The organism is Silvibacterium bohemicum, assembly GCF_001006305.1.
GTDB lineage: Bacteria > Acidobacteriota > Terriglobia > Terriglobales > Acidobacteriaceae > Silvibacterium > Silvibacterium bohemicum.
In genome coordinates this window covers 425063-448754 of sequence record NZ_LBHJ01000001.1, presented here as the reverse complement: position 1 = coordinate 448754, position 23692 = coordinate 425063, and the positions used below count along the sequence as shown (strand labels likewise).

Annotated in this window: 19 protein-coding genes; 13 read left to right on the top strand and 6 right to left on the bottom strand. The window is 60.1% G+C overall.

Annotated features, from left to right (window positions below; translation table 11 throughout):
* Positions 1 to 83: 83 nt before the first annotated feature.
* The gene (locus XX99_RS01925) at positions 84 to 977 is read right to left on the bottom strand and encodes a LysR family transcriptional regulator (RefSeq protein ID WP_050057677.1); all 894 of its coding nucleotides are present in this window, start codon (positions 975 to 977) and stop codon (positions 84 to 86) included.
* Positions 978 to 1183: 206 nt separating this feature from the next.
* Between XX99_RS01925 and XX99_RS01920 the strand changes: the two genes are divergently transcribed.
* The 3 genes from XX99_RS01920 to XX99_RS01910 all read left to right on the top strand — a co-directional run bounded on the left by XX99_RS01920 (position 1184) and on the right by XX99_RS01910 (position 4745).
* Positions 1184 to 2794 (top strand): formate--tetrahydrofolate ligase, encoded by a 1611-nt coding sequence (locus XX99_RS01920; protein ID WP_050057676.1) that lies wholly within the window; start codon positions 1184 to 1186, stop codon positions 2792 to 2794.
* Positions 2795 to 3026: 232 nt separating this feature from the next.
* Positions 3027 to 3266, top strand: coding sequence for a glutaredoxin family protein (locus XX99_RS01915; RefSeq protein WP_050057675.1), 240 nt, complete (start codon positions 3027 to 3029; stop codon positions 3264 to 3266).
* A gap of 270 nt (positions 3267 to 3536) precedes the next feature.
* Complete coding sequence (locus XX99_RS01910) at positions 3537 to 4745, top strand: WecB/TagA/CpsF family glycosyltransferase (RefSeq protein ID WP_184084487.1); 1209 nt, start codon at positions 3537 to 3539, stop codon at positions 4743 to 4745.
* Positions 4746 to 4929: 184 nt separating this feature from the next.
* Here the strand turns inward: XX99_RS01910 and ribF are convergent, their stop codons facing one another.
* From ribF to ygfZ, 4 genes are all read right to left on the bottom strand, one after another.
* On the bottom strand, positions 4930 to 5892 hold the full coding sequence (gene ribF / locus XX99_RS01905) for a riboflavin biosynthesis protein RibF (RefSeq protein ID WP_331386713.1): 963 nt from the start codon (positions 5890 to 5892) through the stop codon (positions 4930 to 4932).
* The gene (locus XX99_RS01900; protein WP_050057672.1) at positions 5889 to 6677 is read right to left on the bottom strand and encodes an MBL fold metallo-hydrolase; all 789 of its coding nucleotides are present in this window, start codon (positions 6675 to 6677) and stop codon (positions 5889 to 5891) included. The genes ribF and XX99_RS01900 overlap by 4 nt, the downstream gene beginning before the upstream one ends.
* A 176-nt stretch (positions 6678 to 6853) precedes the next feature.
* The gene (locus XX99_RS01895) at positions 6854 to 7648 is read right to left on the bottom strand and encodes a DUF1844 domain-containing protein (RefSeq protein ID WP_050057671.1); all 795 of its coding nucleotides are present in this window, start codon (positions 7646 to 7648) and stop codon (positions 6854 to 6856) included.
* A gap of 132 nt (positions 7649 to 7780) precedes the next feature.
* On the bottom strand, positions 7781 to 8908 hold the full coding sequence (gene ygfZ, locus XX99_RS01890) for a CAF17-like 4Fe-4S cluster assembly/insertion protein YgfZ (RefSeq protein ID WP_050057670.1): 1128 nt from the start codon (positions 8906 to 8908) through the stop codon (positions 7781 to 7783).
* Between the two features lie 196 nt (positions 8909 to 9104).
* Here ygfZ and XX99_RS01885 point away from each other — a divergent pair, with 196 nt between their 5' ends.
* From XX99_RS01885 to XX99_RS01840, 10 genes are all read left to right on the top strand, one after another.
* Positions 9105 to 10691 (top strand): hypothetical protein, encoded by a 1587-nt coding sequence (locus XX99_RS01885; protein WP_050057669.1) that lies wholly within the window; start codon positions 9105 to 9107, stop codon positions 10689 to 10691.
* A 417-nt stretch (positions 10692 to 11108) separates the two neighbouring features.
* On the top strand, positions 11109 to 14096 hold the full coding sequence (locus XX99_RS01880; protein ID WP_156185752.1) for an endo-1,4-beta-xylanase: 2988 nt from the start codon (positions 11109 to 11111) through the stop codon (positions 14094 to 14096).
* A 251-nt stretch (positions 14097 to 14347) separates the two neighbouring features.
* Complete coding sequence (mtnP, locus tag XX99_RS01875) at positions 14348 to 15226, top strand: S-methyl-5'-thioadenosine phosphorylase (RefSeq protein ID WP_082125165.1); 879 nt, start codon at positions 14348 to 14350, stop codon at positions 15224 to 15226.
* A gap of 3 nt (positions 15227 to 15229) precedes the next feature.
* Positions 15230 to 16174, top strand: coding sequence for a PfkB family carbohydrate kinase (locus XX99_RS01870; protein ID WP_050057667.1), 945 nt, complete (start codon positions 15230 to 15232; stop codon positions 16172 to 16174).
* Positions 16167 to 17915 carry a glycosyltransferase family protein gene (locus XX99_RS01865; RefSeq protein WP_050057666.1) on the top strand — a complete coding sequence of 583 codons (1749 nt, stop codon included), beginning with the start codon at positions 16167 to 16169 and terminating at the stop codon, positions 17913 to 17915. Before XX99_RS01870 ends, XX99_RS01865 begins: the two co-directional genes overlap by 8 nt.
* A complete protein-coding gene (locus XX99_RS01860) occupies positions 17912 to 18649 on the top strand; it encodes an MgtC/SapB family protein (protein ID WP_231581113.1) in 738 nt (245 codons plus the stop codon). The genes XX99_RS01865 and XX99_RS01860 overlap by 4 nt, the downstream gene beginning before the upstream one ends.
* Positions 18646 to 19455, top strand: coding sequence for a diaminopimelate epimerase (dapF, locus tag XX99_RS01855; protein WP_050057665.1), 810 nt, complete (start codon positions 18646 to 18648; stop codon positions 19453 to 19455). Before XX99_RS01860 ends, dapF begins: the two co-directional genes overlap by 4 nt.
* 23 nt (positions 19456 to 19478) lie before the next feature.
* Complete coding sequence (locus tag XX99_RS01850) at positions 19479 to 20381, top strand: S66 peptidase family protein (RefSeq protein ID WP_231581112.1); 903 nt, start codon at positions 19479 to 19481, stop codon at positions 20379 to 20381.
* A gap of 211 nt (positions 20382 to 20592) precedes the next feature.
* Entirely contained in the window at positions 20593 to 22059 is a 1467-nt protein-coding gene (gene mpl / locus XX99_RS01845; protein WP_050057663.1) for a UDP-N-acetylmuramate:L-alanyl-gamma-D-glutamyl-meso-diaminopimelate ligase, read from the top strand.
* A gap of 6 nt (positions 22060 to 22065) precedes the next feature.
* Positions 22066 to 22809, top strand: coding sequence for a lysophospholipid acyltransferase family protein (locus XX99_RS01840; RefSeq protein WP_050057662.1), 744 nt, complete (start codon positions 22066 to 22068; stop codon positions 22807 to 22809).
* A gap of 57 nt (positions 22810 to 22866) precedes the next feature.
* Here XX99_RS01840 and XX99_RS01835 read toward each other — a convergent pair whose 3' ends face one another.
* Complete coding sequence (locus XX99_RS01835; RefSeq protein WP_050057661.1) at positions 22867 to 23673, bottom strand: SPOR domain-containing protein; 807 nt, start codon at positions 23671 to 23673, stop codon at positions 22867 to 22869.
* Positions 23674 to 23692 lie beyond the last annotated feature (19 nt).

The window sequence follows — 23692 nt, the reverse complement described above, 5'->3', positions numbered from 1 at the left end:
AAAGGGCATCGGTCCAACTGTATGTTTGGAATACAGTGATAACTTTTCTCGATAAGTGAATCTATGAAGCATTCATCCATCCTTCACGTGGATGAATGCTTTACGACTTTCCTAGCCAGCGCGATGAAGTTCTGGAGCAGGGTATCGCTACGATCGCGAGCGACCGCGATGCCGATCTGCGAGCGTATCTTTTCGCGAAGGAAAGGCTTCACTTTGATAACGCGGCGATAGCGATTGGCAACCCCTTCAGGCAGAATGGCGACGCCCATCCCGGCAGCAACCAGCGCCAGGGCGGTGTCCATCTCGGCAGTTTCCTGAACGACGACGGGAGTAAAACCGGCGTTGCGGCAGATGCCCGTCCAGTCCTGATAAAACTCGGGCGCCCAGCTTTGTCCGTAGGCCACGAATGGCTCGTTGGCGAATTGCGCGATGCTGAGATTCTTTGCATTCGCCAGGCGATGGCTTTTGGAAATGGCCAGCGCGAAAGGCTCGCTGTGCAACGGAGTGAGCGAGAGCGCCGGAGCGGTGAGTGGCAGCCGCACGAAACCCACGTCGAGGCCATGCGCTTCGAGTGCTTCGACCTGCCGCACGGTAGGCAGGTTTTTCAGCTCCAGGGTGACACTCGGGTAGCGACTGCGAAAGGCCAGCACAATCGCGGGAACTAACTCGGCCGTGGCCGAGGCGACGAAGGCAATGCGCAGATGGCCGGCCTCGCCAGAGGCAATTTTCAAGGTACGCACGCGAGCAGCTTCGGCAGATTGCAGTAGAACATCGGCGTCGGCAAGCAGGCTTTCGCCGGCGCGGGTGAGGCGAACGGTGCGCCGGTTGCGTTCGAGCAGGAGCGTACCGATATCCTCCTCGAGGGCCTTGATCTGTGCACTGAGCGCCGGCTGCGAAAGATGCAGATCGCGCGCCGCCTGGCTGAAGTTGAGGGCACGCGCGACGGCGATGAAAGAACGTAGTTGTTTGAGCTCCACCGATTTTCGCTCCAAACCTTACTACGGGAATTCGATCCGGCTTCTAGAGTAGAGCACGACGGGATGCGGCAGAAGCTTGCCGCGACCGGCGATCCATCTTTAGCTCCCGCAGACGAAACCGTAGGGACCCGGAGCAAATATCTGTCTCCCTGAAGTGGATTCTCTTTTGAGAGAATGAAAAAGACACGGAAATCAGACACTTTTCAATGACTCATCCCATGCTGCCCATTCAAACGATTGCCCGCAAACTCAATTTAGATGAAACCCACTACGAAACCCTTGGCGCTTATGGCGCGAAGCTCAAGCTGGATTTACTGACTGACCCGGCATTTCCGCGCCGAGGCAAGCTGATCCTGGTGACGGCGACCTCGCCAACCGTTTCAGGAGAGGGCAAGACCGTCTCCGCTATTGGATTGACGCAGGGCCTGGTGCGGATCGGCAAACGCGCTCTCATCACCTCGCGCGAGCCTTCTTTAGGGCCGGTCTTCGGCATGAAGGGCGGCGCGGCAGGCGGCGGACTGGCCCAGATCGAGCCCAGCCAGAAGATCAATCTGCACTTTCACGGAGACATGCACGCCATTGGCGCCGCGCACAATCTTCTCGCGGCGCTGATCGATACGCATCTCTTTCACGGCAACGACCTCGATCTCGATCCGGAACGAATTACCTGGCCGCGCACCATGGATATGAACGATCGCGCGCTGCGCCAGATCGAGATCAACGTCGGCGGCAAGCGCGTGGGGGCAAACCGGCGCACCGGTTTCGTGATTACGGCGGCATCGGAGGTCATGGCTATCCTCGCGCTGGCAAAGGATCGCGACGACCTGAGGCGGCGGCTGGAATCCATCGTTATCGGCTCGACGCGGGCGGGAAAGCCGGTACGCGCATCGGACCTGAAGGCGACCGGATCGATGATGGCGCTGCTGCAGGAAGCGTTCCTGCCCAATCTGGTGCAAACCACCGAGGGCGCTCCGGCACTGGTTCACACCGGACCGTTCGGCAATATCGCGCACGGCACTAGTAGCGTGGTCTCTCAGCTCATGGGCCTGCAGCTGGCCGATTACGTGGTGAACGAAGCCGGCTTCGGCGCCGATCTTGGCGCAGAGAAGTATATGGACATCGTCATGCGGAGCTCGGGAATCCAGCCAGCAGCCGCGGTCCTGGTCACCACGGTGCAGAGCCTCACCAATCAGGGCGAGGGCGATATGGAAAAGGGATTCGCGAATCTCGCCCGGCATCTCGACACGCTGCAGCGCTTCTGCCTGCCCACGGTGGTAGCGGTGAACAGGTTTCCGCGCGACTCGGAGCAGGATCTCAATCGGCTCATTGCCTACTGCTCGCAGCGGGACGTCACCAGCGCGCTCTCCGAGCCGTTCACCAAGGGCGGAGCGGGCTCCGAAGAGCTGGCACGGAAGGTGGTTGAAATCACCGAGGCCACTCCGGCAAAACCCCAGCCGGTTTATACGCTGACGGACTCGCTTCAGACCAAAGCAACGCGGGTGGCGACGGAGGTCTACGGAGCCAGCGAGGTCGCGTTCAGCGAAACCGCATCCGAAAAGCTAAAACAGCTTGTGGAATGGGGCTTCGGAGAGCTGCCCATCTGCGTGGCCAAGACGCAGTATTCGCTCTCCGACAATCCCAAACTGCTCGGCGCGCCAACGGGATGGACGCTGAGGATCACCGACGTTTCTCTCTCCGCGGGCGCGGGCTTCGTGGTGATGATTGCCGGCAACATGATGCTGATGCCGGGCCTGCCGAAGGTTTCGCGCGCTGAAGAGATCGATGTGAATGAGAGCGGGGAGATTGTTGGTGTGTAGAGGAAGCCGCGATCCTTCGACTTCGGTTTCTCCCATGTCTGAGAATCCAGACATGGGCACCCGGCGTTTTTCACTTCGAAACTTAGCGAGGTATCTCGGCGATGTTGTTCACAAAACGTCGCCGCAATTCTTTTTCCCGCTGGTCGTCAGGGTAACGGTTCTTTACAAAGCTCCGGACGCCAACCCATCGCGGCTGCTGGTTGCCGGCGGGAATCGTTGATATCCTAGAAGGATGAAGCGAGTGGTTCTTTACAGCCAACCGGGATGCCCTCCCTGCTCGGCGGCGAAGCGGTTTCTTTCCGCGCGGGGCGTGGAATTCGAGTACAAGGACGTGCAGGCCGATCCTGCGGCGTTGCAGGAGCTGGCGGCACTCAAGAGCCGCAGCACTCCGACGATCCTGGTGGGCGAAGAAGTGATGATCGGCTTCGATCCGGAGCGTCTGGATCAGATGCTTGGTGTCGAGACGGTCTGACGTCGGCTTGTGTGCGGTCCTAAGGCCCGGCTGTAGTCCACCTTCCTTCTTCTGAGATCGCGAAATCGCGTGTATCCCATTCTCCGGGATAGATGAGCTCTTCGCTCGTCCGGGGTAGCTCTCTCCCCCGTTCGTGGGATCTGTTTCGCTCCCAATAATGCCGATAGTGAAAGATGACGTTGAGTGTCTTCGTTATGAAGACGCGGGCTATCTCCTGTAGTCGCGTCCGGCCCTATGGGGTCGTCGAATCTTTTTCACCAGGTGCAGAACATGTCCAACGACAGCGGATCAACGGTCGCCCTGTTCGGCCTTCCCATCTCGAATCTGACCATGTCCGAGGCGGTCGCGCAGATCGCGGAGTGGATCGAATCGGGCACGCTTCACCAGATCGTCACCGCCAATCTCGACTTTGCCAGAAACGCGCGCAAAAGTGATTTCCTGCATCGGGTCATCTGCGCATCGAGCATGGTGCTTCCAGATGGAGCGGCCATGCTGTGGGCGTCCTGGCTGCTGCGTAAACCACTCAAGGAGCGGGTGACCGGGGTCGACCTTGTTCCGGAGCTGGCGCGGCTTTCCGCCGAGCGCGGCTATGGGATTTTTCTCCTTGGCAGCAGCACAGAAAACGCAGCCGAGGCGGCGCGGGTGCTTCAAGAGATGCATCCCGGCGCGCGGTTCGTGGGCAGCTATTCGCCGCCGGTGGCGCGGCTCGATGAGATGGATGACGCAGGGATTCTGCGCCGGATCGAGGAAGCGAATCCGGACATTCTGCTGGTTGCCTTCGGCAATCCCAAGCAGGAGATCTGGATTGCGAGGAACTTTCATTACCTGCAGGTGCCGGTGGCGATCGGGATTGGCGGGTCGCTGGACATGATTGCGGGCAGCATGAAGCGGGCTCCGGAATGGATACAAAAACTCAATCTGGAATGGTGCTTCCGCATGCTGCAGGAACCGCGCCGTCTGCTGCCGCGCTACGCTAGCGACATAGCTGCGCTGATCCGGCATCTTCCGGCTGAGGTGCTGGCAAACCGCAGCCAGCCAGAGATTCAGACTGATTGGCCGCTCGACGTGAAGATGGAATCCATCTACCGCCTGGCGCGCATCCCCGAGATCCTGACCGGAAGTGATTGCGCCGAGGTCGTAGCGGCGGCGCACACGGCGGCACGGCAGGGCCAGATGCTGGTCCTGGATATGGCCTTGACCTCGCGGCTTGAAGCGGATGGCATCGGCTGCCTGATCGAGGCTCGCCGGGTGATGATGGTGGCGTATCTTCCAGTATGGCTGACCGGCGTCTCGCAGCCGGTGCGGCGCATGCTCGAGGCAACATCGCTGTATGACCTTTTCCGCATCGCCATGACGCCTGCGGATGCTGTCCAACTGTTCAAACAAGGGCTTACGCGTCCCGAGCGGCGAACAAGGCCCCGCGGGGTTTCCGGTGCACAGCGAACACGGCGACCGGAGGCGGAGAAGACTACGGTTTAGCGATTGGCTGAAAAGCGGGTCGCTGAAGCCCGGTTGGCTAAAAAGCGGTTCGCTCAAGCATGATGGCGCCATTTGCTCGTCATTCTGAGCGCAGCGAAGAATCTCAGCGTGGTTAACCGATCAATCATCGCTGAGATTTTCCCTCCCGTTTGCCGTCAGAAAGACGGTGGATTGCAGATCCCAGCTATTTCAGCAGGCGGAAGTATCTTTGCGCCTTAGATACGTCCTTCATGATTTGCGCCTTGAGCTCTTCTGGAGTCGCGAATTTCTTTTCTCCGCGAAGGCGCTTGAGGAAGCAGAGTTCTAGCGGCGTTTCGGGCGTGAGATCGATCTCGCGGAAGTTCAGCAGATAGGTTTCGATGGCGTAAGAGGGCTCGCCGAAGGTGGGGCGGACCCCGGCGTTCGTAACTCCGTTGAAGAGCTGGCCGTTCGGTGCGCTCTCGGTCGATCCCACGTGCAGTTGCGTGATGTACACGCCGTCTGCGGGTACCAGCTCGCTGTAAGCGGCAAGATTGATGGTCGGCACGGTGAGCCGGGTGCCGATGCCTCTTCCCCGCGCCTGGGTGGAGTGGATCGAATAGGGACGGCCTAGCAGAGCACGAGCCGTGGCCATGTCTCCGGCAGCAACGCGCCGGCGGATTTCGGAGCTCGATACAGTGAGCCTGCGAATGTGAATCGCGGTATGGGCTTCGACGCGAAAGCCCAAGCCGCGGCCGAGCTCGATGAGCTCCGGCGTGCCTGCCGTGGCGTTGTGTCCGAAGCGAAAGTTGTCGCCCTCATGGACTTCGATCGCATGAAGAGCTCGCGACAAAACCTGCTCGGCGAAGTCTCGAGCGGAGAGCTTCGAGAATTCCTCGGTAAAGGGAATGACGACAGTTGCATCGAGCCCGGTAGCGGCGAGCAGTTCAAGGCGCTGCGGAAGCGGAGTGATCAGCCGCGGGGCCTGCTCGGGGCGAAGAACGCGGACCGGATGAGGATCGAAGGTAAGCGCCACGGACTTCGCGCCGAGCCGCTGCGCGCACGCGCGTACGTTGCCGATGATGGCCCGATGGCCGCGGTGGACGCCGTCGAAGTTGCCGATGGCGACGACGGTGGGCCCGAAGCCGGCGGGAATATCCGAAAGAGAGCGAAAAACCTTCATGCTCATGCGCCGCCAGCCAGCTTAAACGGGATGCGGAGGCCGTCGTAGGCCAGGCGAATGTGCGACGGCAGCTCGCTCTCCGTCTGCGCCTGGTCGAGTTCGTGCGACATGTGAGTGAAGAAGGCGCGGCGCGGCTGCACACGATCGATCCAGGCCAGGGCCTGCTCTACATTAGCGTGGCTGGGGTGCGGTTCTTTGCGCAGGGCGTCGAGGATGAGGACATCGAGGTCTTCAAGCAGCGGCAGGCTGGTTTCGGGGATGCGGCTCATGTCGGTGAGGTAAGCAGCATTGCCGAAGCGATATCCCGCGACCGGCATTTCTCCGTGGAGGATAGGCACGCGCTGAAAAGTTACTCCGGCAACATCGACAGACTCGTGTTCATTGAGGCGATGCAGCTTGACGCGGGCGCGGGTGGGATATTTCGCTTCCGGCGAAAAGGTGTAGGCGAAAACTGTTTCCAGAATCTTGATGGAGCGGTCGTCCGCGTAAAGCGGCATGCCGGCAGCGTGGCGGAAGCTGAGCGGGCGCAGATCGTCGAGGCCGAGGATATGGTCGGCGTGGGAGTGCGTATAGAAGACGGCGTCGATATGCTGGATGCGCTCGCGGATGGCCTGCTGACGGAAGTCTGGTCCGGTATCGATGAGGACACGATTCCCTTCCCACTCTATGGCGATCGACGGGCGAGTGCGGGTGTTGCGCGAATCAGTCGAGGTACAGACGGCGCAATTGCATCCGAGCGTGGGGACGCCCATGGAGGTACCGCTGCCGAGAATGACGATTTCAGATGACATAGGCTAATTCATGGATGCCGACGGGGATCCTGTCGATGCAGGCTGCATCCCGTGCTCTCGTTACCTGCTCCGGGTCGTGGTGGCGCGCCCGGCTTCTCGCCCACGTCCCAAATCGGGACGTGGGGCACACGGCTCTTGCTTGGGCTGACAATGACGTCTGACGGCAAGCCTATCGATTATTTTCTTCCGATGGGCGGCGGGTTCTGCGCCTGCTGGGCTATCGCGTTGGTGATTTCCAGGAACATCATGCGCAGCTCGAAGAGCATGGTTTGTAACAGCCGCTGTTCCTTGTCGTCGAGATTGCCGTTCGTCTTCTCCTGGAGAGCGGTGAGCATGTCAATGCTCTGGCGCGCGCCGAGGATATCGATACGCGGCTTCTGGCCGGGCTCGGCAGCCGCGCCCATGGCGACGACGGCGGAAAAATAAATGGACTGAAAAACATGTTCGATGGTGACGGGGCCGGAGGTATTCGCGCCGGGATTCGTCTGGCGGATCATCTCATCGAGCTGCTGCGAAGACGCGAGATAGGCGGCATGCTGCTCGGCGGATTCGACGGCAGTGGGTTCGGGAAGGATATCGCCTTCGTCGGCCGCGTCCTCCATGGCTTCCTGAAGGTCTTCCGGAGGAGCAGCCGGTTCAGTAACAGCAGCCGGTGCTACTGGAGGCTGCGGGGCAGCGGCAGGCGACGGCATGGTCACGACGCGCGCTCCAGGGGCGGGGTGCACTGCATTGGGAGTGAATGCTCCTGATACGGGGGCGGGCGCAGCGGGAGCCGCTTCGACCGCATTGGCGGCGAATGCGCCGGGAGCCGGGTGAACAGCGTTCGCGGTGAATTCGCCAGCGGCCGGAGCCGGGCTTGGCGGCGGTGCGGGAGCTGCTGGTTCGGAGGAAGCGACGTCCTCGCGCAGATCGCCCTCAGTTGTGAACTTGCGGCGGTCGGTTACGGTAAAGGCGGGTGGTTTCTCTGCCATGATGTCCTCAATCCTTATTCTTTCAAACTTATTTCGATTTGCAGAAGATGCTTTTGGCAGCTCGGCAGGTACTCGTTTTCCGCATCGTGTCGAAGACCGGAGAGCCATCCATTTCGGATCGCGGTCCCAGGTTTAACCCAGCTTGGGTGGCGCGTCGAGCGGAGTCACGGCAGAGCCGCTGCAGGCAATCGGCAGCTTGCGCTCCAAAACTTCGGTGCGGATGAAGCCCAGTGCAAGCGTTCCGGTGAAGCCTGGTAGATGATACTCCGCGATACTGCTGAGTTGACCGGCAGGATTCTGCTGGGCGCCTTCAGCCTCGAGCGACAGGGGCTGCTGGTCTCCGCTTTCGAAGGCTCCAGGCGGCTGAGAGAGAGAGAACTGCCGGAAGGTGCGATGCACGGTGGCGCGGGAGCGGATGCGCTCGACGATCTCCTGGCCGAGATAGCAGCCCTTGCTGAAATTGAGCGCGTGGGGCTGCGCGGTCTCCTGCGGAAGATGGCGGTCGGTGATGTCCACGCCATAAAGCGGCGTGCCTTCGAGGATACGCAAGGCCTCGAGGGCGGCCGATCCGCAGGGGATGACTCCGGAAGCGGTGAGCGCCGCCCAAAAAGCAGGCGCATCGGCACTGGCAATCCGAATTTCGAATCTCGGCACCAGCGGCGAGCGCGCATGGGTGACTGTAATCTCTGCCGACTGCCATTTCGATGGGATGAAGTGATTCTCCGGCGGGAGCGCAAACCCCAGCTGGGATAGAACCTGCATGGCGGCGGGGCCGGCAATGCCAATTGCCGTGGTCGATGCGTCTAATGGCTGGAGCTCCACGTCGTCCATAATGATGAAGTGGTCGAGATGGGCGATGAGCGCCTCGACTTGCGCGCGGTCGGTTTCCAGAAGCAGATGATCGGCAAAGCGGTAGATCGTGGCATCACCCAAAACACGTCCCTGGGCGTTGAGCAGAAAGCTGTAATTTCCCTGACCTTCTTCAAGACCGACAATGGTGTTGCTGACCATGCCGTTTGTCCAGCGGATGCGGTCGCTGCCGGTGATTTTGATGAAGGCGCGATAGCTGAGATCGTAGACGCCGGCGCGGGCGGTGAGCGCAGCCAGCTCTTCGTCACGAGCGGAGAAGGCGGCGATGGTTTCGGCACCGCGGTAGGCTCCGACGGGGAGTGCGGGCGAATGCGACGACAGGTGGGCGACCAATGGTGATTTCTCGTGGAATTCGGCAGTCGCGACGGGGGTAGAAGGCGATTCGCTCATGATCACGGGTACTAGAAATTATAGTCTCGCGCCAGAGGATCGGACCGATGCCCGCCGAATGGCTAGTGGATATCGAAGCAAAATGCGGGTTCTTCCGCTTTGCTTCGATATCCGAAAGAGCCGTGCGGGTTGACAATACGAAGAGAACGACGACGATCGCAATGAAACCCGCGCGGGTAAAGGATATGGTTTAGGAATGATGACTCATAAATGGCGGCCGCTGGGCGTGCTTACTTTGACTCTGGCCGCGACGTTGGCACTGCGAGGCCAAGCTGCGGCGCCGGCCAACGATACGAATGCCCAGACTCCCTCTGCGCAGAGCGTGCCCGACGCGGAGAAGCCGGTCCGGCATATTACTCCGGCGCAGGCCAAGGAGCTCTTTGCTTCCGTCGATACCATTTTGCGCTTCGCCTCCGACGATTCGAAGCTGCCTGTGAAAAGTAAGGTGAAGCGGCGGTTGACGACGCGCAACGACGTCGAGAAGTATCTGGTCGAGAAGATGAAGGACGATAAGGACGCCAAGCGCATGGAGCGCTCGGAGATCGTCCTCAAGAAGTTCGGCTTGCTGGACCAGAGCTTTCACCTGGAGCCGTTTCTGGTGAGCCTGCTCAAGGAGCAGATCGCGGGCTACTACGACAGCAAGACCAAGACGGTAAATCTGTTGGATTGGATCGATCCCGAGTCGCAGAAGCCGGTGCTGGCGCATGAGCTGACCCACGCGCTGCAGGATCAGCGCATGAACCTGGAGAAGTGGGAGGACTCGGACAACGACAACCTCGCCACGAATGTCGCCGAGGACAATCATCACATCTCGATCGACGAGCAGGATACGGCGCGCGAAGCGGTGCTCGAGGGCCAGGCGATGGCAGTGCTGGTGGACTACAGCCTGAAACCGATGGGCCAGAGCATCCTCACCAATCCGGCGGTGGTGAAACAAAAAGCCGATGAGCAGGGCGAGGACTCAGATTCGCCGGTGCTCTCGAGGGCTCCACTACTGCTGCAGGAGTCGCTCCTGTTTCCATATAAGGAAGGTCTGAAGTTCGAAGTCGATCTTCTGGCGGACAAAGGTGCGGAGGGCGCTTTTGCCGGCGTGCTGGATCGGCCTCCGGCATCGAGCTACGAGATCATGAATCCCCACGCCTACGAGCGCAAGGTGAAGGCGCCGGTGCTGACCATGCCCGACGTGCACTCTCTGCTCGACGCGGACTATGCGCCTTACGACGTCGGCGTGATGGGGCAGATCGATGTGCGCATCCTGTCCGAGCTATTCGGCGGACCGCAAGCAGCGGCGGCGCTGACTCCGGCATGGAATGGCGGCATCTACTATGCGGTGCAGAAGAAAGACGCGCCGGATAAGAACTCGACCGCATCGGTGGGACTGCTCTATCTCTCGCAGTGGAAGTCGCCGGAAGCTGCGGCAGCCTTCGCCAAGATGTATGGCGACGAGTTAGACAAACAGTACGATCATGTTAGCCGCGATACACAAAATGAGTCGGACGAGAGCGAGCACATCTATAAGACGAGCGAAGGTCCGATGCTCCTCTCGACCAGCGGGAACTCCGTCTTCATCAGCGAGAGCTTCGACCTGACCCTGGCGCGCAAGCTGGAGTTTCTGATGCTGGGCGCGCAACAAAGCAGCACGGAAGGTCAATCGGTGGCATGGTCTGCGGTGCCTCGTACCGGCGAAGGCAAGAGCGGGATGCCGAGCTTGACCGGTCCGATGATGAACTTCTTTGCCGGATGCGGCGTGATGCGTGCGGCTCTTCCAGCGGCGCGGTTTTAGACGAGGCTTGTTACAGCCGCGAGGCTGTTTCTAGTTCCAGGTAGCGGCCTGTAACTGCAATCGCCCATCCTTCGCAATCGAACCTGTGAAGCATGGGCTACCTGGCGCCTACTTCTACTCTTTGTCCGCTTCTACTCTTCTTAGCTAGCTTTCGACTTGCCCGCGAGTTTCCTGACTGGGTTCGATGAGCTTCCGCCTGAAACAAAGGGCGGGGAATAGTTCCCCGAATGGAATCCCTGGAGCGCAATACTAAGAAATAAAAGTTAAATAAGTCGAAGGTGCTTGACACCCGATTGCGGGCATAGCTAGACTCCGCGACGCTTCAGTAAATCGAATTAGTTGGCTACCAATGCGGGTCCAAGCTGCGTGAAGCAGCTACACCGCCGTGGCAAATGACTGAAGCTAAGGAGATTCCCTGTGTTTCTTTCTTCCAGTGATCGTAAGCGGCGGCCTTCGCTCAATCGGACCTTCCCCGGTTTGTGCATGGTATTTGTTCTACTCATTCTGAGTGCCGGGAACCTCGGCGCCCAAACAGTTGCAACTTATAACTTCGACGATGGCACCGCGGATGGATGGACGTCTTTCAATGGCGCAACTACTCCGGTCGCAAGCAGCGCCGCCGCGTTCTCTGGCACCGGCAGCCTGCTCACAACCACTGGCTCGGGCGGAGCAGGCGGTCCCTCAATTTCGTTGAATGGCATTCTGCAGCCGGGCGCAAAGTACACCATCACCGGCTATGTCCAACTGACAAATGGAGAGAGCGCGACCGACGCGAACTTCACCATCCAGCGCAGCGATCCAAGCTGCTCCGGCGGCACATGTTACGACACGATCGGCACCTACCAGGTGCCTGTATCTTCTTCCGGATGGGCGCAGATTGGCGGTAGTTACACGGTAAGTGCTACGGCAACAGGATTGAATCTCTACGCCCAGTTGGTCGGCGCGACCACGGCGCAATCCTTCTATCTGGACGACGTAGTGATTACCGAGACTGCGCCCCCTCCGGGCGGAACTCCGGTCGCGAGTTATAACTTCACTGACGGCGGATTGGACGGATGGGCTCCTTTCGGCTCGGCGACATTGACGAATACCGTGTCGCCGCTGTCCGATCCCACCGGCGACAAGAGCAGCCTGCTGGTGAGCAATCGCACGGCTACTTTCATGGGCCCGAGCCTGAACCTTCTGAACGTGAACGGAGTAGTCGCGGGTGCGACCTATCAGGTCACGGCCTATGTCCTGCTGGCCGCTCCTGACAGTAGCAATCCTACGGTTACGCTTTCGACCAAGACGGTGGACTGCGCGGCGACTTCGGGGGCCTTCGGAACGATCGCTACATCCGGAGCTTTGTCGAGCACAGCGTGGACACAGGTGCAGGGCACGTTCAGCTTCAGCGATCTGCCGGGCGCTCCGACCAACCTGACGCTCTACCTCCAGTCGAGCAGTGCGACGGATTCCTTCTACCTGGGAGATGTAGCCATCAGCGAGCTTGCTCCGGCGCCGTTAAGCGCGAACCAACAGGACAACTCCGGCATTACCAGCACCTTCGAAGATGGTGGCCTGGATGGCTGGAGCTCCCGCACCGGCAGCTCGACCGTGACCAACACCACCGCAACCGCGCACAGCGGAACGCATAGCCTGCTGACCACGGGAAGAACCGCCAACTTTGACGGTCCGCAGATCAGCGTAAGCAACAAGATGTATGTGGGTTCGGAGTACAACATCAGCGGGTGGATCAAGCTGCTGCCCACCGACGGCTCCAGCCACATCATCAACATGAGCCTGCAAACCACTATCGACGGCAACACCAGCTTTCCCAGCGTCACCGGATATCCAGGCGTGACCGTGCCGGCAGATGGCAACTGGCACCAGATCAGCGTGACCGGCTACAACATGGGAAGCGCCTACGATCAGGGCTCGGCGTCCCTCTACTTTCAGACAGTGCCGCCTTCGGGCAACGATCTGGTTTCGTTCTATCTCGACGACTTCCAGCTGACCTACGTTGCACCGCCGACGATCCAGACCAACATTCCTTCCATCTTCAAAAGCTATGAGGAGTTCTTCCCCATCGGCGCGGCGGTCGATACGACCGATCTCTCCGGGCCGAATATGCAGCTGCTGACGATGCACTTCGACAGCATGACTCCGGGGAACGACCTGAAGTGGAGCTCGGTCGAAAACACCAAGGGCGTTTACACTTATGCGACCGGCGACAGCGAAGTTGGTCTCGCTGAGTGCCACAACATGCGGGTGCGCGGACAGAACCTGGTCTGGGCAACCGGCGAGCAGACTCCGGCCTATGCCACCGGCGATGGCACCAACTCCGCTGCCAACCAGACGGTGGTGATAGCCAACATCCAGGAGCACATCCAAAACGAGGTGCAGCACTTCGGCACCGCAGTCTATGCATGGGATGTGGTGAACGAACCGCTCGATCCAACGCAGTCCGACTGCCTGGTTCATGGACCGTTCTATCAGGTGCTGGGGCCGAGCTACATCGATGTCGCGTTCAAGGCGGCGAAGCAGTATGCGCCGGCGGGAACGAAGCTCTTCATCAACGAATTCAGCACGACCGTCGCGAATCGCCAGGCCTGCCTGATCAAGGTAGTGCGGGAACTTCGCGAGCGGGGCGTGCCGGTGGATGCGATCGGGCACGAGATGCACAACGACATCAACTTCCCAACGCCCGAGTCAGTGAAGCAGGCGGTGGAAACGGTAGCCAGGAACTTCCCCGGCATCGACCAGCAGGTGACGGAGCTCGACGTGAGCGTCTACAACGGAGGCGACACCGTCTCGAACTTCGGCAATAGCATCCCAGCCTCGGTTCTGGCCGAGCAAGGCTGGCTGTATGACAAATACTTCGATGTGTTCCGCGAGCTGAAGGGCAAGCTCAGCGCGGTCACCATCTGGGGTATGGCCGACAACGATACCTGGCTGGATAGCTTTCCGGTGGATCGCACCGACTATCCTCTACCGTTCGACATGAACCTGCAGGCCAAGCCGGCCTACTGGGGCATTATCGATCACACCAAGCTGCCCGGTTACGGATTGAAGTTCTCGATTACCGAAACAAACGGCGGCAAGGGAGACAAGAACACGCGCGTATTCACGATGACCGCAACCAACGGCGACGTGGGCCCGGCGTACGCCACCCAGATTACCGGCTTCACGCTGAAGCAGATTTTCGGCAAGCACTGCTCGCCGGTGGTGACGCCGCAAAGCTCCTTCCCGGTTGTGCTGGGAGATATCCCGGCCAGCGGCGCGGCCAGCACCACCTTCGAGGTGAACTTCACCGGATGCGGCGAAGACGCACTGTTTACGCTGAGTGCGCCGTGGAATTCGTCCGTCTACCACACCGGCACGTTTTTTCTGCCGGTACTGTATGTGAACAGACAACTCGGCTGGTAAAACCGGTTCGATTTCCAGACGAACTGCCGATGCTCATCCTTCCGCGTTGTTTGCGGTGGGGTGAGCATCTTTTTTTGCGGTCTTGAGGAGTTGTTATCGCGAATTTAGTTTTCAGCGGGGCAAGGTTTTCTCCCCTGCCACAGACTGCCTCGCTGAAGATGCTGCTGGGGCCATCGCGCATTTATACTGGAGGTTCTGTTTCTTTCCATACCTTTCGATAACAGCCGCAATCTTCGCGGCGGAGCTTGAATTTGCAACTGGCAGAAATCGGAATTATCGGCGGCAGCGGCCTGTATGCCATGCCCGGCTTAACCGGAATCCATGAAGAGCGCGTGGAAACTCCCTTCGGCGATCCCAGCGACGCCTTTGTCCTGGGCGAACTCGAAGGCCGCAAGGTGGCTTTTCTTGCGCGGCATGGACGCGGCCATCGGCTTCTTCCTTCGGAGCTGAACTTTCGCGCCAACATTTATGCCATGAAGAAGCTGGGCGTGGAGCGGATACTCTCCGTCTCTGCTGTGGGCTCACTCAAGGAAGAGCACAAGCCGACGGACTTTGTGATCCCCGACCAGTTCATCGACCGCACCTTCGCGCGTAACGCAACCTTCTTCGGCGATGGGATTGTCGGGCATGTGTCTTTTGGCGATCCTGTATGCGCGACGGCGGCACGTGCGATCGAGGGAGCCTGCGCCTCGCAAGGAGTGGTTGGCAAGCTAGGCGGCACGTACATCTGCATAGAGGGCCCGCAGTTTTCGACGCGCGCGGAGTCGAACCTCTATAGGAGCTGGGGCGCGGACGTGATCGGCATGACCAATCTGCAGGAGGCGAAGCTGGCTCGCGAGGCGGAGATCTGCTATGCGACGATGGCCATGGTTACCGACTACGACTGCTGGCGCGAAGGTCATGACGATGTGACGGTCGATCAGATTGTCGCGGTGTTGAACCAGAACGCGGCGAACGCGGCCCTGGTAGTGAAGGCGGCAGTGGCTGCTATGCCGAAGGAACGCGGCTGCGCGTGTGCGTCGGCATTGAAGTTTGCGATTCTTACCAATCCTGCGGTGATTCCCGCAGCCACAAAAGTGAAGTTGGATCTGTTGATCGGCAAATACATCAGCAAAACGGAGACGAATTAGTAGATGGCGATTCTGGTGGTTGGCAGTGTGGCATTCGATGGAATTGAGACGCCTTCAGGGCGGGTGGAACGGGTGCTGGGTGGCGCGGCGACGCACTTTTCGCTGGCGGCAAGCTACTTTACCGATGTGCGTGTGATCGCAGTGGTGGGTGAGGATTTCACCGCGGAGAACGAGGCCGTCTTCACCAATCGCGGCATCGATACCCGGGGCATCGAGCATACTTCGGGCAAAAGCTTCTTCTGGGCCGGGTCATACCTGAATAACCTGAATGAGGCGCAGACGCTCAAGACGGAACTGAATGTCTTCCAGAGCTTCAGCCCCAAGATTCCGGTCGAATATCAGGATAGCGAATTCCTTTTTCTGGCCAATATCGATCCCGTGCTGCAGGCCGATGTTCGCGCCAAGATGCCGAAGGTGAAGCTGGTCTGCGGCGACACCATGAATTACTGGATCAACGATCACAGCGAGAATCTCAAGAAGGTGCTGAAGGGGCTGGACGGCCTGCTGATCAACGACACCGAGGCCAAGCTGCTGGCGCACGATACGAATCTGGTGAAGGCTGCGGACAAGATCCTGGCCATGGGGCCCAAGAGTCTGGTGGTGAAGCACGGCGAGTACGGCGCGACCGCTTTCTTCAGCGAGCGCTCGTTTGAAAAGAACGGCACTCCTCCTAGCAAAGTATTTCTTCCCTTCCGCGCGCCGGCCCTGCCGTTGTCGGAGGTGGTCGATCCTACGGGTGCGGGCGACTCCTTTGCCGGCGGCTTCTTCGGCTATATCGCTTCGCAAAAGGAGCTAACGCCGGCCATCTTTAAGAAGGCCATGTTCTACGGCGGCGTGATGGGATCGTTTGCCGTGGAGCGTTTCGGAACAGAACGGCTGGCACAGCTCGATCCGAAGGAGATTGAGGAGCGCTTCGCGCTCTTCCGCGAACTCTCGCACCTTGAATAAGCAGCTTAAGAACGACAAACCGTCCAAGCCGCGACGCGCGAAGCTGGATATCGCCAGCTTGAGCGAAGCCGAACAGCAGCGGCTGCAACTGCGCACCGAAGGCTTTGTGGTGGCGTGGAGTGTGCTGCTGCTCTCGCTGCTGGCGCTCTCCTATTGTTACTCGCGGAGCCTGCTGCTTCTCTATGGCGACGCGGTGGCGCATCTGGCGATCGCACGGCGGATCATCGATTCCATCGAGCCGGGCTTCCGGCAGATGGGCTCGGTGTGGCTGCCGTTGCCGCATCTGCTGCTGATCCCGTTTGTATGGCGACTCGAATGGTGGCAGTCCGGACTGGCCGGCGCGTTTCCGTCGATGGGCGCGTATGTGCTGGGCGCGGCCGGCATCTATCGGCTGGCGCGGCAGTGGCTCACGGCGCAGGCTTCATTGGTAGCGCTGGTTTTTTACGCGCTGAATCCTGGGCTGCTCTACATGCAGACTACGGCGATGAACGAGCCGCTGTTTCTGGCGGAGATGATCTGGACGACGCTGCTGCTGGTCGAATACAGACGCGCGCTCGACGCGGATGAGTTCAAGCGGGCGTCGATGCTGCTGACTTTGACCGGAGCCGTTCTTGTGGGTGCGGTCTTCACGCGCTACGACGGATGGATCTTCGCGGCCTTCGCGTGGGGCATCGCCTTGCTGCCCATGCTCAGCCGCAAGCGCTGGCAATCGCAGGCGGGCGGAGCGTTCGTGCTCTTCACGGCAATGGTGGCGGTGGCTCCGCTGCTGTGGTTTGGATATTGCGCGAAGCAGTTTGGCGATCCGCTGGATTTTATGCGCGGACCGTATTCCGCAAAAGCCATCGATGCGCGCACCTCTAAACCGGGCTCGCCGCACTATCCGGGCTGGCACAGCATGCCGGTGGCGGCGCTGTATTTTCTGAAAGCGGCAGAGTTGGGCGCGACAGTCCTTCGCTGCGCGAACCTGCTCTTTCTGCTCTCGATTGCCGGCACCGTAGCTGCTGCCATCAAGTGGAAGGGCGTGTTGCCGGCGCTGCTGCTGTGGGTTCCGCTGCCGTTCTATGCGTACTCGGTGGCCTACGGATCGGTGCCGATCTTCATCCCGCTATGGTGGCCGCATTCGTTCTACAACGTGCGCTACGGGATGGAATTGCTGCCGGTCTTTGCGCTGTTTCCGGCATTCTTTGTGGCATGGCTAATGGTATTGATCGAAAAGAATTTCCCCACATCTCAGACGCGAGATGTGGCGCACCCGGCTCTGTGGAAGAAGTGGCTTCCCATAGTCGGCGCGTCGCTGCCGTGGGTGGTGATAGCGCTTCTGGTGGCCAATGACGCTGTGCTGTTGCGGGCGACTCCGCTGGTGATGGGCGAGGCAATTGCAAATTCGCGGACACGGATTCCCTTCGAGGTAGCGTATGCGCGGGCGCTCGAAGAGCTGCCGCCCAATAGCACCATCCTGGCTTATACCTCGGAACATCCCGGAGCTTATCAGCGGGCAGGCATCGCGTTAAAGCACACCATCAACGAGGCGGACTACTACGAGTGGACGCCGGCGTTGAAGGATCCTACGAGGGCAGCGGATTATGTGATCGCCTCCGACGGAGATCGCGTGGCGCAGGCCGTAGCCGAGCATCCGCTGGGGCTGACGCTGATCAACATCGTGTGCTCGACTGGTCAACCCTGCATACGCATTTATCGTTCTGACCGGCACGGCGTGAATGGTAGCATCACCCAGAAATGAAGTTTCTCGCCCATATCGCCGCCGCCATGCAGGAAACCGGGCACATGCTCAGCTTCAACAATCTGCAGCAGATGCACTTCACCGGAGGCGTCATCGGGCGGTTGCTGCTGGCAGCGGTGCTGGGCGGCGTGATCGGCATCGACCGCGAATATCACCACAAGCCTTCGGGCGTGCGGACCAACCTGTTGATCTGCTTTGGCGCGGCGCTGTTCACCTTTCTCTCTGCCATCGTCGCCGGCGAGGGCAGCACCAATAAAGGACAGATCGCATCGAACGTCGTCCAGGGCATTGGCTTTCTGGGGGCGGGGCTGATCCTGCACAATCGCGACCGGGTGAGCGGCCTGACCAGTGCGGCCACGGTCTGGGCCGTAGCATCGATCGGCATGGCTTGCGGCGCTGGACTTTACGGGCCGGCGGTGATGTCCGCAGTGCTGGTGATCGTGGTGCTGGAAGTAGTGGGAGTGCTGGAGCGCGAGGGCAATCTCAAGTCGTACACGGTGGTCTATGAAGCGCGCGGCGTGGATGCAGAGAACATGAAGCTGTCGCTTCTCGCCTCGATGGACAGCGAGAAGCGCCAACTCACGAGCATCGAGGATGAATCAATGGGCGAGATACAGAGGCTGTCGTTTTCCGTGACTGCGACCAGCCGCGTACATAAGCGCCTGCTGGCTTCGTTCAAGTCAGCCGCGCCGATTGCGCAGGTCTTTACTTTCCGCAGCCAGGAGGATGAATGACGCGTTTCGCCAAGGCGCACGCCTGCGGCAATGATTTTCTGATCGTCCAGGGCGAGTGCGATCCTGCATTGGCGGTAAGACTGTGCGCACGCAACACCGGTGTGGGCGCCGACGGCGTGGAGTTTTTCTCGTGGACGGGCGAACGCTCAGGGCGGATTCGTCTGGCAAACGCCGATGGTTCAATTGCTGAGATTTCGGGAAACGGCACGCGCTGCGTCGCCGCGTGGATGGCACACGAAAGCGCGAAGACCGGCAAGCCTCTTCAGCCCGGCGCAGTGATCGAGATTGAAACCGATGCCGGGCTGCGGCGCTGCACACTGATGCGAGCCGACGGAAACAACTATGAGTTCGCCGCGAATATGGGCGCGCCGGTCATTCGTCACCGTCGCGTGACTTTGAATGACGGGACCGGCGTCGACGGTATCGAGGTATCGACGGGCAATCCTCACTTTGTGATCTTCGTCGATAATGACGACTTCTGCGTTCACGACCGGGCCTGGGAAGAGCTGGGACGGCAGATCTGTTTTCATCGCGATTTCCCAGAACAGACAAACGTCGAGTTTGTACAGGTGCTGGACGCGGAGCATATCGCAATTCGCATCTATGAGCGCGGGGTTGGGCCTACGACTTCGTCGGGCACGGGAACATGCGCGACCGCTTCGGCGACCATGGCGACGCGTGGTGGCGGCAGGCATTTGCTGGTCAAAGCTCCCGGCGGTGAGCAGCGCGTGGATTGGGCGAATCGCGAAGCGGAGCTGATTTTGACTGGGCCGGCGCAGCTGATCTGCGAGGGCCAAGCCTGGTGAGCGCGGCACGGAAGCCCGCGGCAGTGGCAGCAGGAGCGCGTGTGGCCGTGGTGGCTCCGGCAAGCAATGCCAAGATCGAGCGCATCGAGGGCGGGATCGCGGCGCTGCGGCGACATGGCTTCCAGGTGATTCCCTTTCCGCATGCCACCGGCAAGAGCGCACCGTATTTCTCCGGCACCGCGGAAGAGCGGCTTGCGGATTTGCACGAAGCTTTTGCCGATCCTGACATTGAAGCGATATTTTGTACCCGTGGCGGTTACGGATCGAATTATCTGCTGGAAGACCTCGATCTGGAGCTGATTGCGAAGCATCCTAAGCCCTTGTTCGGATACAGCGATCTGACGGTGGTGCAAACTTGGCTGCTCGATGAGCTGGGGCTGGTCGGGTTTCATGGCCCGATGGCTGCGGCAGACTTTTATCGCGAGGACGGGGTGGACGAAGCCAGCTTCTCGGATGCGTTGAATGGCGTTAAGGTGACTGCGGGAGTTCCGCAGGGGCTGCGTATTTTGAAGCCGGGGCGCGCACAGGGCGTGATGCACGGCGGCTGCCTGAGCATGCTGGTGTCGACGCTGGGCACGCGCTTTGCTCCGCAGACCGAGGGACGCCTGCTGTTCATCGAAGACGTGGGAGCGAAGCCTTACCAGATCGACCGCATGCTGCGTCAGATGGTGCTGGCGGGTAAGTTCGATGGCGTGACCGGATTCATTTTCGGGGAGATGCTGGAGTGCGCATCGCCGAATACCAGCCCCGACCTGCTCGACCAGGTGATCCTGCGTGTGCTTGACTGGTTCGACGGGCCGATTGCGATTGGACTACGGTCGGGTCATGTTTCGCGCGGGAACGTGACGCTGCCGATGGGGATTGAAGCGGAGATTGTTGCCGAAGAAGAGCCGGTGTTGCGATATCTGGAGTCTGCGGTGGACTAACCGTCCGAAAATCCGGAATCCGGGCACTTCGTGTGGATTTGGGTGGTCTCCCACCCTTTCGCAAATTGCGCGAAAGGATGGGGCACCCGGCAGTGGATTCGCGTTAATCCCACGTCTCAAATGCGAGACGTGGGACACCCGGTTCTGTGGCAGGATGACGAGTCGATTGAGCGAAAAAATTTGAATTTGTAACTGATATTGTGGCGAGAGCATGCGGGATAGAAAACATATTCATTTGATTGGGATTTGCGGAACGGCGATGGCTTCGCTGGCCGGGCTGCTGCAACTCAAAGGGCATCGCATTACGGGATCGGACCAGGCGGCGTATCCGCCGATGTCGGAGCTGCTGGAGCGGCTTCGTATTCCGATTGCCGAGCCGTTTGCGGAGGTGAATCTCGAGCCGCATCCGGACCTGGTGATTGTGGGCAACGCGATGTCGCGCGGGAACGTAGAGCTCGAATACGTGCTCGACCAGCGCATTCCCTTTGCCTCTCTGGCGGCGGTGATTCACGACGAGTTTCTACGCGGCCGCGAGTCGCTGGTGGTCGCAGGGACGCATGGCAAAACGACAACGACGAGCATGCTGGCCTGGATTTACGAGACAGCAGCGAAGCAGCGTCCGGAGTTCGCGCCTTCGTTTCTGATCGGCGGAGTGGCGGAGAACTTCGGCACCAGCTTTCAGCTTGGCGATGGGCAGCCGTTCATTCTGGAAGGCGACGAGTACGACACAGCCTTCTTCGATAAGGGGCCGAAGTTCATGCACTACTTCCCGGATGCGCTGATCCTGACCCATGTCGAGTTCGATCATGCGGACATCTATAAGGATCTCGACGCTGTGAAAACGGCATTCAAGCGGTTGGTGAATCTGGTGCCGCGCCGAGGCCGGATAGTGGCCTTCGACGCGACCGCCCATAACGCCGCGGAAAGCGGCTCCCCGAATCATGTCGACGAGTGCGTGAGCCGCGCTTTTTGTAACGTTGAGCGTTACGGATTCAAGGCCAATTCGATGTGGCGTATCGTAGACCTTGCTCACGAAGGATCGCGATCGAGCTGGCGGGTGCTGCGAGCGGGTGAGCCGTGGACGGAATTCTCCATGCCGGTCGCGGGTGCGCATAATGCGCTGAATGCGACGGCTGCTGCGGCTCTGGCCGCAGGGCAGGGCGTTCCGCTGGAGTCGATTGTGAAAGCGCTCGCCACCTTTCGCAGCGTGAAGCGGCGGCTGGAAGTAGTGGATACGATCGATGGCGTGACCATCATCGACGACTTCGCGCACCACCCCACGGCAATTCGAGAGACATTGAAGGCGCTTCGCGATGCGCATCCAGGGACGAGGTTGTGGGCTGTCCTGGAGCCCCGATCGAATACTTTGCGGCGAAATGTGTTTGAACATGAGCTGGTCGATTCGCTGGCACTGGCAGATGAGGTGGTAATGGCAGGCGTGTTCAAGATGGAGAGCATTCCCGAGGGAGAACGGCTGCATCCCGAGTCGGTAGTGAATGGGCTGAAGGCGCGCGGCATCCCGGCAGAGCTACTGCAGGATGCAAATGCAATTGTGGAATCGATTGCGCCGCGGCTGCGCTCGGGCGATGTTGTGGCGATCCTTTCCAATGGCGGCTTCGATGGAATTTATGAAAAGCTTCCGCGGCAACTGTCGGCTCGTGCGGCGAAGCGCGGTTAACCTGCCATGCTGCCTGCCCTCATCATCGTTTTTGTCTATGCTGTCCTGACCATCCCAGCGGCGGTCTTCGGCGTGCCGTGGACTCTGATCACCGGCGATATCTCGGTGCTCTATGGCTGGGCCATGCGCATCATGCGGCTGGGAACGCGGGCGGCGGGGATTCGCATCGACGCGCAGTGGCGTGCTCCGCTCGATCCCGCAAAGCACTACCTCTTTCTCTCGAATCACATCTCGAACCTCGATCCCCCGATCCTGCTGCCGCTGCTGCCGGGACGCGCTTCGGTCTTCATCAAGCGCTCGCTGCTCAAGCTTCCCCTTCTCGGCTACGGCATGAAGCTGGCGGATTTCATCCCGGTGGATCGCGATGGGCGGGTGGAGAGCGCGAAGGAGAGCATCGCCGTTGCGGCGCGCGTGATCGCGGCGGGAGTGCATGTGCTGACGTTCGCCGAAGGGACACGTTCGAAGGACGGCCGTCTGCTGCCCTTCAAGAAAGGCCCGTTCTATCTAGCGATGGAGACGGGAGCGCCAATCGTTCCGGTGTCGATCTGGGGCACGGAAACGATGATGAAAAAAGGGAGCATGCGGCTCTATCCTGGAGTGGCGCACGTTACGTTTCATGCCCCGCTCTTCCCCGGCGACTTCGCGACCCGCGAAGAGCTAATGGAAGCAGTGCGGAAGGCAATCGAATCCGGCCTCCCCGAATGGATGTGGGGACTGGCCGTCCCGGGCGGGCGCGCCCTTGGCGCCTGATTCCTCTTGCCCTCGCCTTACTCGGGTGGGGAAATTCGTTAGGGAACTGGCTAAAAACTACTTAAGAATGGCGTTGTAGCCGTCGGCGAGGAGCCGGGTACGCATGGCTTTCGCTTCATCGCGGTTGGCGAAAGGGCCTATCTGGACGTGGAGGAGGCTGTCTTTAGGATCGTTGCGAACGATTACGGTATAGCCGTGGCGTTTGAGAGCCGACACCAGGATGTTCGCGTCTTCCTGATGCGAGACGGCGGCGATCTGGACCATGGTCGGAGTCGCACCGGTTGCTGGCGGCTGTTCCGCTGCCGGCCGGCTGGTGGTGAGGGCGGCTGGTTGCGCCGCGGGGTTCGCCGTCATGCCTGGAGTTTCTACCGTTGGCCGGCTAATTGCGGCTGGCGGCTTGGCCGCTGGCACGACGGGAGGAGCGACGGATTGTGCTACCAGTTCCGGGCTGGGCTTCGCTGAGGCTTTCAGGGGGGCGCCTGCAGGGCGGCGCGCCGGGCCGTCGGGCGTTGCCACATATTCATACTGCGTGCCGTTCTCGGCTGGGGCCGGCTGGCTTGTGTTCGCGCTGGAAGCGGACTGATCGTCGCTGACCACCGTTTTGACAACCGGACTGGCCGTCGAAGCCGGATTCGTAGAGGAAGCGGAGTCGTCGCTGGTGGCGCGACTGGCGGCGTTTGCCGGATTTACCGGTGCCGGCGCGGCGTGGGAGCCGGTGCGGCCGAGAGAGTATCCAAAACCGAAAAAAATGGCGCACACCAGCACGGCGCCGAAGAAGACGCCGAGCAGTGTTCGCATGCCGAGCGTGATTTCAGTATCGGCGCTGGCGGCGTGGGTTGCGGTCTCTTCTTCTTCCTCGACCATCGATCTCATAGGCTGGTGA

What these genes read in the sequence shown, in the direction of transcription:
- XX99_RS01860 (WP_231581113.1), top strand. Translation starts at nt 17,912, where the DNA reads ATGAAGTTTCTCGCCCATATCGCCGCCGCCATGCAGGAAACCGGGCAC.
- XX99_RS01885 (WP_050057669.1), top strand. Translation starts at nt 9,105, where the DNA reads ATGATGACTCATAAATGGCGGCCGCTGGGCGTGCTTACTTTGACTCTG.
- XX99_RS01915 (WP_050057675.1), top strand. Translation starts at nt 3,027, where the DNA reads ATGAAGCGAGTGGTTCTTTACAGCCAACCGGGATGCCCTCCCTGCTCG.
- mpl (WP_050057663.1), top strand. Translation starts at nt 20,593, where the DNA reads ATGCGGGATAGAAAACATATTCATTTGATTGGGATTTGCGGAACGGCG.
- ribF (WP_331386713.1), bottom strand. Translation starts at nt 5,892, where the DNA reads ATGAGCATGAAGGTTTTTCGCTCTCTTTCGGATATTCCCGCCGGCTTC.
- XX99_RS01920 (WP_050057676.1), top strand. Translation starts at nt 1,184, where the DNA reads ATGACTCATCCCATGCTGCCCATTCAAACGATTGCCCGCAAACTCAAT.
- XX99_RS01870 (WP_050057667.1), top strand. Translation starts at nt 15,230, where the DNA reads ATGGCGATTCTGGTGGTTGGCAGTGTGGCATTCGATGGAATTGAGACG.
- XX99_RS01835 (WP_050057661.1), bottom strand. Translation starts at nt 23,673, where the DNA reads ATGGTCGAGGAAGAAGAAGAGACCGCAACCCACGCCGCCAGCGCCGAT.
- XX99_RS01910 (WP_184084487.1), top strand. Translation starts at nt 3,537, where the DNA reads ATGTCCAACGACAGCGGATCAACGGTCGCCCTGTTCGGCCTTCCCATC.
- XX99_RS01895 (WP_050057671.1), bottom strand. Translation starts at nt 7,648, where the DNA reads ATGGCAGAGAAACCACCCGCCTTTACCGTAACCGACCGCCGCAAGTTC.
- dapF (WP_050057665.1), top strand. Translation starts at nt 18,646, where the DNA reads ATGACGCGTTTCGCCAAGGCGCACGCCTGCGGCAATGATTTTCTGATC.
- XX99_RS01840 (WP_050057662.1), top strand. Translation starts at nt 22,066, where the DNA reads ATGCTGCCTGCCCTCATCATCGTTTTTGTCTATGCTGTCCTGACCATC.
- ygfZ (WP_050057670.1), bottom strand. Translation starts at nt 8,908, where the DNA reads ATGAGCGAATCGCCTTCTACCCCCGTCGCGACTGCCGAATTCCACGAG.
- XX99_RS01900 (WP_050057672.1), bottom strand. Translation starts at nt 6,677, where the DNA reads ATGTCATCTGAAATCGTCATTCTCGGCAGCGGTACCTCCATGGGCGTC.